At 52.6% G+C, this 14295-nt stretch carries 5 protein-coding genes and 1 pseudogene; 1 reads left to right on the top strand and 5 read right to left on the bottom strand.

The annotated features are described in order from the left end of the window. Positions 1-83: 83 nt before the first annotated feature. A pseudogene (locus tag ACK4FF_RS10380) lies at positions 84-1208 on the top strand (IS3 family transposase). An 873-nt stretch (positions 1209-2081) separates the two neighbouring features. Here the strand turns inward: ACK4FF_RS10380 and ACK4FF_RS10385 are convergent. The 5 genes from ACK4FF_RS10385 to ACK4FF_RS10405 form a co-directional block, all read right to left on the bottom strand. After that, positions 2082-2669, bottom strand: a complete 588-nt coding sequence (locus ACK4FF_RS10385) for a hypothetical protein (protein WP_409708507.1) — start codon at positions 2667-2669, stop codon at positions 2082-2084. 5 nt (positions 2670-2674) lie between these two features. Continuing rightward, positions 2675-6454 carry an RHS repeat-associated core domain-containing protein gene (locus tag ACK4FF_RS10390; protein WP_409708510.1) on the bottom strand — a complete coding sequence of 1260 codons (3780 nt, stop codon included), beginning with the start codon at positions 6452-6454 and terminating at the stop codon, positions 2675-2677. Positions 6455-6755: 301 nt separating this feature from the next. Continuing rightward, positions 6756-7118 (bottom strand): hypothetical protein, encoded by a 363-nt coding sequence (locus ACK4FF_RS10395; protein ID WP_409708513.1) that lies wholly within the window; start codon positions 7116-7118, stop codon positions 6756-6758. A gap of 12 nt (positions 7119-7130) precedes the next feature. Further along, complete coding sequence (locus ACK4FF_RS10400; protein WP_409708516.1) at positions 7131-10961, bottom strand: RHS repeat domain-containing protein; 3831 nt, start codon at positions 10959-10961, stop codon at positions 7131-7133. An 82-nt stretch (positions 10962-11043) separates the two neighbouring features. Continuing rightward, on the bottom strand, positions 11044-14085 hold the full coding sequence (locus ACK4FF_RS10405) for an FG-GAP-like repeat-containing protein (RefSeq protein ID WP_409708519.1): 3042 nt from the start codon (positions 14083-14085) through the stop codon (positions 11044-11046). Positions 14086-14295: the final 210 nt, after the last annotated feature.

The raw sequence follows: 14295 nt of genomic DNA on the forward strand, positions 1-14295 counted from the left end.
ACCTACCTTCTTTTGATCTGCCCCCGATTTTTCGATTCAACGTGACTTAACTACATTGGTCTCTCAACGCGGTGAGAGACGACATGAAACGAGCCCGATTCAACGATCAGCGGATTGTTCGAATCCTGAGAGAAACAGATAAAGACAAGGTTGTGGACGTTGCCAAACGCTACGGCGTGAGCGAACCGACAATTTATGCGCGGCTCAAGGAATTTGGTGATCTGGAAATCGATAAAGTTCGACGTCTAAAGACCCTGGAGGCTGAGAACGCCGGACTGAGCGAACTGCTGGTGGATCGTGACCTTGAAATCGAGGTAATGAATGAAATCAACAGAAAAAAGTGGTGAGCGTGCAGGCGCGTCTTGAGCAGGTCCATTACGCGATTAGTCGTGGGCTACTCAATCTATTATGTGCCTGTACGCTGATGCAAATGGCTAGATCGGGTCTGTATTAGGAACGCAAGATGCCTGGTCGGGACTTGCGCGTGATTGATGTGATAAAACGTTTGTCAGGGCAATAACCAAGATTTGGATCACGGCGTATTCGCGTGTTCTTGGCCAGAGAAGGCTTGCAGATTGGCAAAGAGCGTTGTTCAAGGCTATGGAGCCAAACAGGTTTGCAGGTATCAGCAAAGAAGAAGCGGCGTAGAGCGATTACCAGCGCTACGCCACGGCCCAAGATGTCCGATCAACGCAACACCGTCCTGGTGCTACGATTTTGTGTATGACGCGTGTGCCAATGGTCAAACCATCAAATATTTGACCGTTGTGGATGAATACACCCTGGAATGTTTGGCAATCGATGTGGCTGGCAGCATTCGTTCCTAACGAGTCATTGATGTGCTCAGCGAACTGATCAGTGTGCAAGGAGCACCGAGATACCTGCGAAGCGATAACGGTCCGAAATTCGTGGCTACCAAGCTCCTGGAATGGGCGGTGCAACAGAAACTTGAAAATGTGCTGACTGATCCTAGAAAGCCATGGCAAAACGGCACCTACGAAAGCTTCAACGGAAAATTCAGAGATGAATGCCTGTCAATGGAGTAGTTTCGAAACAGTCTAGAAGCACGAGTGATCATTGAACACTGGAGGCAGCATTACAACGCAGTCCGACCGCATTCCAGTTTGAACTCCTTGACCCCGAATGAATTCGTGGAAGGATTGCGAAACGGTTTACCAAGCGAGACCAGAAAGTTAAGTTATCAATAGGAGGAAACTCCCGGGGCAGGTCACCATTGCTGTCGTAAACCACTGTTTTGGCGGGTACGCCTGTTGTACCTGAGGTGGCTAGAAGCCGGTTAAGTTAAGTTTGTCATAGGTAAAGTTTTCGGCCCTAACGACTGGTTTGCTTGTGGTGCTGGGGTTAGCGAAGTCAATCCAGCTTCTGGCGGTCCGGTTGTTTTCACTGTCAAAGGTGTTGCCCCCTGAAAGCCTGTCGGCTGAGGTGTCGCTGGTACCGACAGACTTCATCTTCGTGCGGTCCCAGGCATCAGCTTGTATGGTGTCGGCCAATCTATTGCCCATGAACACGCGGGTAATTAGGTCACTGCCACTGCAGGCGACGCTTTTGAGCTCCCACGGCAAGGGATTGGTCGAGTGATTACTTTGGCGCATCAGCCTTTAGGCGCTCGCTGTATAGGTGGTGAATTGAAGCAGAAAAGCCAGAGTCCTATATCGAACTGAGGGTGCACCCCAGCCTGAGCAGTCCTATCGGTGCACCATGCCCAAGTGCGTTTTCATAGCTCGCATGTGTATTGGTTCATACTTAGATATGCAGTCATTTAGTGTAGCCGACGCGGGTCACAACCCACTCTATAAGCTCCTCCAATCGTACTTGTGTGATATCAACTGTCAATCCAAGCTTTATACAAAATGAGGTCAGGAGCTCGGTTAGTCCGGTACATCAAATTTGTCGGTCGCCTCTATAGCGACACGATCCAAGGAGACCCATCCGATAGTCGCAGCGCTGCGGCAACCCGCCTGGGGCGGGTGCGCCTTCGCGTCAGCACAGGCGCCAGCCTGTGCTGCCCGCCGTCCGGAGGCGGCGGCTTCGCCGAACAGCCGTCGGACGCCGCTCCCTCGTCACACAGCCAAACCCAGCGTCCGCAGATTTTCTCGCCGGACTTGGTCCAGCAAGGTGCGCGCCGCGGCAAGCCCCTGCCGAAGGCTCGTCCGCAGCAGATTGCAATTTGCAGCGTCTTTCTCGTTCAATACAGGAGCGAGTTCATCCAGCATGCTCGTAGCCCGCGACTCCTGGCCAACCAGCAACAACGCTGCGGCGTGAATGAGCCTCGCATGTGCGTTTCTCAAGAGGTCTGGCGCGGACTCGAGGAAGTGAACGAACTCCGGCACTTCCTCGGACTTGTCCGAGCCAAAGGCGCTTCGTGCCTCCGGAGAGGACATGACGAAGTCGACAATGGCCTCCTCCGACATCTCGCCCTTCCCGATGAACCCCGCGCGCTCAGACAATCGAGTGCTGTACAAGAGATTGGGACCGAAGAAATCAAACAGAGGGAAGCGGAATTCCCAGATGTAGAGCCCCCTCGGTACGTACTCGAAGGCCACGCCCTTTAGTACGTACTCGAAGTCGCCACGGAAGAAATATCCTGCCGAGCTTTGGAGCGCACTCACTCGCTCATGCATCAGCCGCGACAGCAAGCGTTTGTTCATCGGACTCAACGCCCCTTTGGTCGAATTATTGTGAAAGGCGTCCCGGGGGGCAAATTAGCACCATAGGCTTTGGCCTGCCCGATGCTCATGTATGCCCAGCCGGTCTTCAAGTCATATACAGCGGTAGGAGCCGCCAACGACCCAAAGACCACATCGGCCCTCGATGAGCCCGCCGTGCCATAAGAAACGACAACGCCATCCTTGTAGCTGACCTCGGCCGTGAACCTCGACGCTGGACCCAACGAAGTGACGAGAGCTTCGAACTCGCTGTGTATCAGCGTGCCTCGAATCCAAGGCAGATTGCAACGCCAGCCGCAAGTGGCATCGACGTTCGCGGCCGCAGTATCGGCAAGAGACTGGAGACGGTCATAGGCAGCACGGGTCTCCGGGGTGTCGGGGACCGGCTCAAGCTTGTAGTTGGTCTTTTGCTCCTGCGGACGACCGAGGGCATTAAAGAGATACCCAAACGCGCCGGTCATTGCACCATTAACGAACTTTCCCCCACTGAGCACCGAGCCCGTACCACCCGCAACAGTGGCGGCTATCAAGCCACTCACACCATCCAAATGCTGCGTTTGATTCGTGATGTATTTACCTGCCAGAGCAGATGCTGCACCCTGACTGCAATCTCCACCGTCAAGAGTTGACGAGGAGGCGCATCCTACAGCCGCGTGTGCAAGATAGCGACCGAACGATTCACTTCCTGTGGGTCCCCCTACTCCACCCGCCCAGCCAAATGCCGCACCGGTCAATCCACCGTGCAACCCGGCTTTCAAGTTACCACCTGAACCAGCAAATCCTGCGGCAAACCCACTCCCTGCCCCCGTCGCTATGGCAAGACCGGTCGAGTTCGCAGCAAACCAACCGGCATTGACAAACCACTCGTTAAGTACATTGCCTGTGTAATAAGCAATCGCAACAGTGGCTGCCAGCCTGAACACTTTGTTTCTGAACAGCTTCTTCAGGAAGTATCCGCTTGGGTCCGTGTAGCTCAGCGGGTTGTTGTTCACATAGGCGTAGCGGTTGTAGTTCTGCAGATTGTTCGGTTGCGCCACAAACGGGTCAGCACTCATGAACCGGCCCAAGCTGGCATCGTAAATTCGCCCGTTCATGTGCACCAAGCCCAAGTGGTCCAGATGCTCGTGGCCCGTATAGCCTTCATCTGTCGCTCCCAGCAAGTGCCCACCGTTGGCGGTGTAATCCGTGCCGTTGAGGTTTCGGCGCTTGCCCCAGACATCGTAGCTGTAGCGCTCCACCGCTTGCCCATCTATGCCCGTGATCAGCACCACGCTGCCCAGATGGTCCCGGTGCATGAACCGGGTGACCTTGGTTTCGGTCACTGGGCCTGGCTGGCCCAGCAGTCCCCCCAACAACGGGGGCTCACCCACCGCATACGTGTCCAGAAACAGGATGCGCCCGCCAATGTAGTACTTGCCTTGGGTGGTCTTGGCGGTGCTGTTGACTTCCAACTCAAAGTTCTCGGTGTACCAGGTCGTGATGTTCTGGCCGTTGTAGGCGGCCACTTGTTTAACCCGTTGGTGTTCCGGGCCATACAGGAATTTGCTGCTCTGGCTGCCCTGGGTGATGGTATCGACCATGTCGAAGCTCATCCAGGTGACTGTTGCTCCTCCTCCTGTGAGCATATTGCCGTTGGCGTCATAGGTGTACGTTGGGTTGCTGGTGCCGTGGACGCTCCCGGTGATTTGGGTGATCTGGTGCGGCTTGCTGGTCGTCCCATAAACATAGGTGCGGCCATCTTTGGAGGTGATGTTGCCGTTGCTGTCGTAGACCACTGATTTGTTGGGGATGCCGGTGGTGCCGTACGCCCCGGTGACCCGATTCAGTTTGTCGTAGATGAAGTTCTCTGCCCGGGCCACTGGGCTGGCCGAGGAGCCGGGGTTTCCAAAGTCGTTCCAGCTTCGCGCAGTGAGGTTGTTCTCGCTATCAAAGCTGTACCCTTCTGCCAATCGGTCTGCTGCGCTGTCGCTGGTGCCCACTGATTTCATATTGGTGCGATCCCATCCATCGGATTGGATGGTATCGATCAGTCCGTTGCCCAGCAGTATTCGCGATACGGTGTCCCGTCCACTGGCGGTGATGCTCTTGACTTCCCAAAGCAAGGCGTCTGTGCTGTGGTCTTTTTGTCGGATCACCCCCAACGTACCGTAATCGTTTCTGACGATGTAGCCTGAGCTTGGCGCTGCGTTCGTGGTCGGCGCCGGGTTGGGCTGTACTCGCCCTGGGTACACTGTCCTGAGCACGCGGCCTGTCCCGTTTTCATAGACGGTGCCACTCCAGAATACGTTGCCGTCCATGGCCACACGCTGGCTGACCTCGCGACCCAGTGCATCGTAGCAGTGAACACGGTCATACCCTGTGCTAGTCGTGGCTTGTGTCAGCTTGCCTTTGGCCGTAGCAGGGGCTGAGGCACATTGGCTGTTGTGGGTGTCGTAGCCCCAGGTGCTGGTCAGGTCGGGTTCTTTTTTCTCGGTCTGTCGCCCTGCTTTGTCGTAGGCTACGGTGGTCAGCTGACCTTTGGCGTTTTGTTGTAGCCTTAACTCTCCCAAGGCGTTGTAGCGGTACTGCCATGTGCCTAGGTGTGGCTCGGTCATGGACAGCTTTCGGCCGCGACGATCGTAGGTCATGGTCGAGACGACCCCGTTGGCGTTGACGCTGATTTGATTGCCGGTGGCGTCATAGCTGTATGTCACAACCTTGCCATATGGGTCGGTGACGCTTTCAAGCTGGCCTACCACATTGGTGCGAGTGTAGGTGATATCCCCTTTAGTATTGGTCGTCCGGGTGTTCAGACCCTCGTATGTTACAAATCGGTAATAAGTTCCGCTGCTGTTAGCATTAGAGGCCACGGGGTCTTCAACCTGATCCCATCGCACTCGGTCAGCAAGGTCATACTTGGTGAACACCCATTGCACAGTCTGTTGTGCGGTATGGCCTGTGGTGTCGGACAAGTAAGTGTTACTCTTTTTAGCAACTCGACCCCACACGTCGTAAGCGGTGTCTTGTGTTTCCCAAGCCCAAGCGTTCGTGCCTGTGATGATCTGTGTTTGGGCGCGGATTGAACGGTTAAAGGTGTCAAAGAAGGTGCGTTTAACTGGTCCAATCGGTTGGTCGCTGGAGCTCAGGTCTCCGGTGCGCACGTAGTAATAGGGTACGGCCCCCTGGACATTACTTGGGCAGACCCCAGCCACCGCTGCAGAACATAAAACGTACTCCCAATAGGTCTTGGTGCCATCAGCACGAGTCTCTCGCACTTTACGCCCAAAGGTGTCATACGCCCAGGTCGTAGTCAGGTTGTTGGGCCCTGTTTGCTTTACGAGGGTGCCAAAGCGGTTGTCAAATTCCTGTTTTTCTGAGTGACCAAGGGTATTGGTGTTGCTCGACGGAAACTGACCCGCAACTGGGTTAGCGGTAGTGGCGACGTACGAGCTCTGTACTGTACGGCTTTCAAACTGGGCATACTCGCCAGTCACTGAGGCTGTGGTGGGGGCAACTGCAGGGGCTGCCGCTTCGCTGCCTATGCCCGGAATGGCACTGCCGTTGCAATTGCGAGTTTCAGTCGCAGTGCGGTTTCCATACGCATCCAAGGTGTACGCAGAAACCAGGCACAGTGATGAGCTACCAGGCTCGATGATCTCGCGCACCAGCAAACCATCGGTGTCGTACACAAAGGCACTGGTCCGCGTGATGGTCTCAGCTAACGCACCACCACTGATCAAGGACAACGACAGACACAGCAAGGCCAAACGCTGATAACGCAAATCCATCAGAAATCCCCAATACACAGTGCAAACTACACAATCAATAGGAAAAAATACAAATGATGTTCAACAACCCTGTATGTCTGATCTAGGGCTTGACATGCGTCACAGCGCTTTTAATGAGTCGAGTCAAAAACACTTAATAAGGTACGCCGTAGAACACAATTATTATTTTATTTAATTAAACAATAAAAAACAGTACTACATTTCCAAAAAGTTTTAATTAGATATTTAAATCCCCCAAAGAACCGAACCCCAACATAACACCATTGAAATCAGATTAAAAATCAAAAAATATAAATTTAATTTACTTTCTAAAAAACCTCAGAGCTACAATAGTAACCCCGCTAGTTAAAATCAAAATAAAGATAATCCACCAGAGGAACTCAAACAAATCGCTATCAAGATACCTTAAAACAAAATAAATGAAAACAGCAATCGAAAGTGCGACAACTTGAAATTTAAGTACGGCCTTTTTTACAACACTATCAATCAACCTCTCTTCATTCATAAAGGCAAGAATATTTTTCGGCATAGAAAACAACGCAGAAAAAATCACATAAACCCCTGTTAAAATAAAAATGGAATATAAAAAAGGATTTTTCAAATGCCACTCAAAAAGCATCACAAAGAATGAAAAAAAAATGAGAACTGAACCGATCTTATCCACAATCACCCCTAGTCACCATTTACACAGATCCCCGGTCTGTACCATACAAACCCTTAACCCTGCCCCTTTGAAATTACCAAGCCGTGGCCCACCAGCAGAAACGCTTACTCCATATGGAGTATCAAAAGAGATAGAAGTGGCAGCCCTTTTCACTGCAATCGATAGCCTACTTCCACCTAGAAAGGTATTTTCAGAAAATAATGCAAAACTAAAATTTGTGGCATTTATCTCAGCTCTAGCTGAACTAACCTGCCCCATACCACCAGCCGAAGCACCTAAACCCAACCCGACTAACAAACACCGTGAGCATGTATGAATGGACTCTCCATTTACATCCAACGCAAGACCTTCATCAAAACCAGCCCCAAAGACTCCCACCATCCCGTCAGCCGTCACCCCAGCTCCAACACCTAGCTCAGAAAACAACGCTTTGGCTCTATCTTTAGCCTTCTCCAAAAGAGATGACCTTCTATCTTGATCTTGCGATGAAGATACCTGATTGTAGAGGTAGATGTAGGTTGCACTGCGTGCACCGTTGGCGAACTTACCGCCGGTCAGCTCCGATACCGTTCCCCCTACTATCGCTGCTGCAATTCCACCAGTAATTCTCTGCCCTATCGAATCTGAACCTGCATAGAGTTCAATGAACGGCGATACCACTTTTGTGAATCCCCCCGTGATTGCGGCACTGCCACAATCATTACCACCAATCGTTGCGGATACGCAGCTAACGGCTGCATGCGCAAAGACTGCCTCAGGTGGCGGCAATGTTCCTGCTGGCACCTTGTATTGACCAGCAATCAAGTCGGCGCCTAACAAGGCGACTCCAGCTGATGCACCTGCCTTGAGTGCCCCTTTCGAAGAAACCCCTTGAGCCCTCGCATTGTTGTACTCACCAGCAGCAGCACAAGCTGGGGCAAGCAGCCCGCATTTTGCTGACGCAACGGCAATCACAAATGAACTGACTTTGGGACCTAAAGCCTTGAAGATTGCCCTTGAGAATCCAGAGAACAACTTTTTCAGGAAGTATCCGCTTGGGTCCGTGTAGCTCAGCGGGTTGTTGTTCACATAGGCGTAGCGGTTGTAGTTCTGCAGATTGTTCGGTTGCGCCACAAACGGGTCAGCACTCATGAACCGGCCCAAGCTGGCATCGTAAATTCGCCCGTTCATGTGCACCAAGCCCAAGTGGTCCAGATGCTCGTGGCCCGTATAGCCTTCATCTGTCGCTCCCAGCAAGTGCCCACCGTTGGCGGTGTAATCCGTGCCGTTGAGGTTTCGGCGCTTGCCCCAGACATCGTAGCTGTAGCGCTCCACCGCTTGCCCATCTATGCCCGTGATCAGCACCACGCTGCCCAGATGGTCCCGGTGCATGAACCGGGTGACCTTGGTTTCGGTCACTGGGCCTGGCTGGCCCAGCAGTCCCCCCAACAACGGGGGCTCACCCACCGCATACGTGTCCAGAAACAGGATGCGCCCGCCAATGTAGTACTTGCCTTGGGTGGTCTTGGCGGTGCTGTTGACTTCCAACTCAAAGTTCTCGGTGTACCAGGTCGTGATGTTCTGGCCGTTGTAGGCGGCCACTTGTTTAACCCGTTGGTGTTCCGGGCCATACAGGAATTTGCTGCTCTGGCTGCCCTGGGTGATGGTATCGACCATGTCGAAGCTCATCCAGGTGACTGTTGCTCCTCCTCCTGTGAGCATATTGCCGTTGGCGTCATAGGTGTACGTTGGGTTGCTGGTGCCGTGGACGCTCCCGGTGATTTGGGTGATCTGGTGCGGCTTGCTGGTCGTCCCATAAACATAGGTGCGGCCATCTTTGGAGGTGATGTTGCCGTTGCTGTCGTAGACCACTGATTTGTTGGGGATGCCGGTGGTGCCGTACGCCCCGGTGACCCGATTCAGTTTGTCGTAGATGAAGTTCTCTGCCCGGGCCACTGGGCTGGCCGAGGAGCCGGGGTTTCCAAAGTCGTTCCAGCTTCGCGCAGTGAGGTTGTTCTCGCTATCAAAGCTGTACCCTTCTGCCAATCGGTCTGCTGCGCTGTCGCTGGTGCCCACTGATTTCATATTGGTGCGATCCCATCCATCGGATTGGATGGTATCGATCAGTCCGTTGCCCAGCAGTATTCGCGATACGGTGTCCCGTCCACTGGCGGTGATGCTCTTGACTTCCCAAAGCAAGGCGTCTGTGCTGTGGTCTTTTTGTCGGATCACCCCCAACGTACCGTAATCGTTTCTGACGATGTAGCCTGAGCTTGGCGCTGCGTTCGTGGTCGGCGCCGGGTTGGGCTGTACTCGCCCTGGGTACACTGTCCTGAGCACGCGGCCTGTCCCGTTTTCATAGACGGTGCCACTCCAGAATACGTTGCCGTCCATGGCCACACGCTGGCTGACCTCGCGACCCAGTGCATCGTAGCAGTGAACACGGTCATACCCTGTGCTAGTCGTGGCTTGTGTCAGCTTGCCTTTGGCCGTAGCAGGGGCTGAGGCACATTGGCTGTTGTGGGTGTCGTAGCCCCAGGTGCTGGTCAGGTCGGGTTCTTTTTTCTCGGTCTGTCGCCCTGCTTTGTCGTAGGCTACGGTGGTCAGCTGACCTTTGGCGTTTTGTTGTAGCCTTAACTCTCCCAAGGCGTTGTAGCGGTACTGCCATGTGCCTAGGTGTGGCTCGGTCATGGACAGCTTTCGGCCGCGACGATCGTAGGTCATGGTCGAGACGACCCCGTTGGCGTTGACGCTGATTTGATTGCCGGTGGCGTCATAGCTGTATGTCACAACCTTGCCATATGGGTCGGTGACGCTTTCAAGCTGGCCTACCACATTGGTGCGAGTGTAGGTGATATCCCCTTTAGTATTGGTCGTCCGGGTGTTCAGACCCTCGTATGTTACAAATCGGTAATAAGTTCCGCTGCTGTTAGCATTAGAGGCCACGGGGTCTTCAACCTGATCCCATCGCACTCGGTCAGCAAGGTCATACTTGGTGAACACCCATTGCACAGTCTGTTGTGCGGTATGGCCTGTGGTGTCGGACAAGTAAGTGTTACTCTTTTTAGCAACTCGACCCCACACGTCGTAAGCGGTGTCTTGTGTTTCCCAAGCCCAAGCGTTCGTGCCTGTGATGATCTGTGTTTGGGCGCGGATTGAACGGTTAAAGGTGTCAAAGAAGGTGCGTTTAACTGGTCCAATCGGTTGGTCGCTGGAGCTCAGGTCTCCGGTGCGCACGTAGTAATAGGGTACGGCCCCCTGGACATTACTTGGGCAGACCCCAGCCACCGCTGCAGAACATAAAACGTACTCCCAATAGGTCTTGGTGCCATCAGCACGAGTCTCTCGCACTTTACGCCCAAAGGTGTCATACGCCCAGGTCGTAGTCAGGTTGTTGGGCCCTGTTTGCTTTACGAGGGTGCCAAAGCGGTTGTCAAATTCCTGTTTTTCTGAGTGACCAAGGGTATTGGTGTTGCTCGACGGAAACTGACCCGCAACTGGGTTAGCGGTAGTGGCGACGTACGAGCTCTGTACTGTACGGCTTTCAAACTGGGCATACTCGCCAGTCACTGAGGCTGTGGTGGGGGCAACTGCAGGGGCTGCCGCTTCGCTGCCTATGCCCGGAATGGCACTGCCGTTGCAATTGCGAGTTTCAGTCGCAGTGCGGTTTCCATACGCATCCAAGGTGTACGCAGAAACCAGGCACAGTGATGAGCTACCAGGCTCGATGATCTCGCGCACCAGCAAACCATCGGTGTCGTACACAAAGGCACTGGTCCGCGTGATGGTCTCAGCTAACGCACCACCACTGATCAAGGACAACGACAGACACAGCAAGGCCAAACGCTGATAACGCAAATCCATCAGAAATCCCCAATACACAGTGCAAACTACACAATCAATAGGAAAAAATACAAATGATGTTCAACAACCCTGTATGTCTGATCTAGGGCTTGACATGCGTCACAGTGCTTTTAATTAGTCGACCTTGACGCGCTCTGGTCGCATCCGCGTCATAGGTATTGACCGTCGTCGTGCTGTAGCCTGACTGAGTTCCATCTGCGTTCAATGTCTGCTCGGTAATCTGCAACGGATTCCCGTACACATCCACGCTGGTTGTGACCTTCTTGCCAGGCAATGCGACTCCCTGTGACCACTCGGGCGTCAACTCCCATTGCTTGACCACGGTTTCCGATGCGTAAGGGATCACCGATTTGCCATTTAAACCGCTTGCTCCACATTCCAACACTGTGTTCTGACCCAACACCTTAACTGCCAAGGTTGAAACGGACTCCGATGTAAACCCGCCGATAGGAATTTTTGTTCTGTTGGCCGTGGACATGCCCTGACAAGGCCACTTTTGCATGAAGCTTTGAGAACCATATACATGGGAGTAGCCATCCGCTCCAACGGGTCTGCCTTCCATCCACTCAAACCCAAGGAAACCACGCCCACTCACAATGTCCACTTTCGGAGCACCGTAGGTGTAGTTCACAGTGTTTTTACCCCCTGAACTCGCAAGTGCTATTGCGTAGTCAGCCTGAGCAGCAACTGGGGCTTGAGTACCATAGCCCGAGTGTGATCTGGTGGCACTGACCATCATCACAGGGGGCGAGATAGGCAGTATTGGATAATCCCGGCTGCCAACGGGGATCTGATTTTTCATCCTGAGCGCGCTGTAGTGCAGATATTCGGCTTCCATTGCGCCGGAGATGTCAGAGCGACCATCCACGGTAACCGAACCAATCAGATCTCTGGAAAGATCAAGCCTGAAGGCTCCTAAATCGAAACTGGCTGAGCCTTTTTGAAGATGAGCATGGCTGTAATTGGGTTTATCATCGCCGTCGGTGTCAGTAATGTAGGTCTCAGTAAGCCCTTCACCGTCAATAAACATAGGGTAAGGAAGGTTATAGGCCGTCATCTCCTTCCATCCTGTGCCCGTGTTAACGTAGGCCTTAGCTGTCACTACACCGGATGTTTTTCGGGAGTAAAGAATGTCCACAAGACCGTCTGCATTAATATCGACCAATTTGGTGCCCAAATCCCCTAACCCATCTTGAGAAAAGTGAACTGGTGGTTTAAAACCTGGGGCAGACAGCCATCCGGTGCCCGTGTTGAAATAGGCACCGTCCTGAGTTAGGCCACTGTAGGATCTGCTGTAAATCATGTCTTGCAGTCCATCGCCATTGAGATCAACGAACCGGACACCCACATCACCAATGGAATCAACATGAATGTGATATGGCGGGGTAAACCGATCGTCAAATACCCAACCAGTACCGGAGTTGAGATATGCCCCTTTTTGAATTGATCCGTCACTGACAACTCGGTGGTAAACGAAATCGGGTAAGCCATCACCGTTCAGGTCAACAAAACGAACTCCTAGATCACCTAACCCATCTGCGGAGATATGATAAGGGGGTGCGTAACCAGCAGTCATTGTCCACCCAGTTCCAGTGCTTAGGTAGGCCCCCGCTTGAACGCCACCCCCATGAGCACGATGGTAAATTTCGTCAACACGCCCGTCACCATTGACATCGAGAAAGCGCGCCCCTAAATCAAACAAAGTATCTGTAACAACGTGAAATGGTGGCGCCAGTGCTGGGGTAGGGGTAGCTGCCCACCCCGAGCCTGTATTGAGATATGCGGTAATGTTGTTGGAATCAGCGTGTCTGTGATAGAGAAAATCCACCAATCCATCACCATTCACGTCTGCAAACCTAGCACCAACATCACCTCGAGCGTCAATTGCAACTGGCAATGGAGGAATATACCCAGGCACGTTTGTCCAACCACTACCATTGCTGATGTACGCACCTTTGTAGACAGTCGGACTCGTGGATGTTGATCTGTATACCCTGTGATAAATAAAGTCAGTTAAACCATCGCCATTGATGTCCATGACGACAGCCTTGAGGTTGCCTTGACTGGAATTATCAGCTGCAAATGGAGGATGTATTGTTGGTGTTGCTATCCACCCTTTGGTTTCTGTCGAATCCAGCCAATTAAACCCTAACTCGGGCAAACACTTGTTGGCCCCATCACATTCAACCAACTTTGTAATCAGACTACGCCCAGTCAAAGTACTGGCTCTGGAAAACAGGCGATACTCTGTCACTGTGGTGCCAGAAACGCTCCAAGTGGAATCCCCTCCGGATACAACGGGGCTGATGGCTGCATTCAGTAAGGTTCGTACACCGCTGATCTTCTTGGCTATGCGCATGGAATAGCCCGCGGTGAAAGAAGTCATTAAATCCGTGCGCTCAACCGCAGGTCCGAAGCGATTCGACTCTGAACCATAGCCAAATTCAACGCAGTTTTTTGGCAGTTGGTTTAGATTTGAATTACCCGTGTAGCAAATTGCCTTAGGGTAAATTTCACCTTTAGCAGTATTTGTATGGTAGTAAGCCTGCCAATAATTGCCTTTGGCGTCAGTCACACGGCTCAGTACGAACTGAATCGCAATATCGCCAGCAGGTGTACTGAAAGGCACAAACTCCATCAACTCGCCAGCCTTTGTATACACCTTGAAAGTCCTGGTTTGCAGGCTGCCTGTCCATGAAGTCCCAACGATGCGAGCACCGTTATACACCTCAGTTGCATATGTTGCACCGTCGGCACCATAGGTGCCTGTTTGTAGAATTAACCGCTGACCATCCATGCAAAGACGATCGCTGGAGCTCATGGTTATCGCTCCGCGAACACCGTCTGCCGCAGGAATACTAGGGCACCGCGTGATTGCGCTGAGGCCGTCTAAAGACCAGCCAACGCCAAGAATGCCGTTACCGAATTGACTGTTGTAACTCAATTTAACACTGGGTTGCACACCCGCAACGCCTGGTGGAACTCGCACAGCCACGTCATAATTAAGTTCACCTGTCGCACCCACGTCCCACTTGGTAGGCGTGTTCATCATTGCAAAGGGCTGAGCAATAGAAACCAGCATCCCGAAAAGGATCATAGGTACTGCGTGACTTATTTTTTTCATGGTTACGTAATAGACCTAGAGACGATTGCACCAGTGCGACTCACCTTGGGCGCCTAGCTGGACAGATAACTCAGTAACAAATCTCACACATACTCTTAACAATCCTTAGCTTCTTATCTATTGTGGGATTGGTTTTCATATACCACAAGTCAGAAAGTACCTACAGAATTTCTATCATGACAATCGATAGATGCGCTGCACTTCGATCTC

The sequence above is a fragment of the Limnobacter sp. genome, assembly GCF_046297615.1.
Taxonomy (GTDB): Bacteria; Pseudomonadota; Gammaproteobacteria; order Burkholderiales; family Burkholderiaceae_B; genus Limnobacter.

What these genes read in the sequence shown, in the direction of transcription:
- ACK4FF_RS10400 (WP_409708516.1), bottom strand. Translation starts at nt 10,961, where the DNA reads ATGGATTTGCGTTATCAGCGTTTGGCCTTGCTGTGTCTGTCGTTGTCC.
- ACK4FF_RS10405 (WP_409708519.1), bottom strand. Translation starts at nt 14,085, where the DNA reads ATGAAAAAAATAAGTCACGCAGTACCTATGATCCTTTTCGGGATGCTG.
- ACK4FF_RS10385 (WP_409708507.1), bottom strand. Translation starts at nt 2,669, where the DNA reads ATGAACAAACGCTTGCTGTCGCGGCTGATGCATGAGCGAGTGAGTGCG.
- ACK4FF_RS10390 (WP_409708510.1), bottom strand. Translation starts at nt 6,454, where the DNA reads ATGGATTTGCGTTATCAGCGTTTGGCCTTGCTGTGTCTGTCGTTGTCC.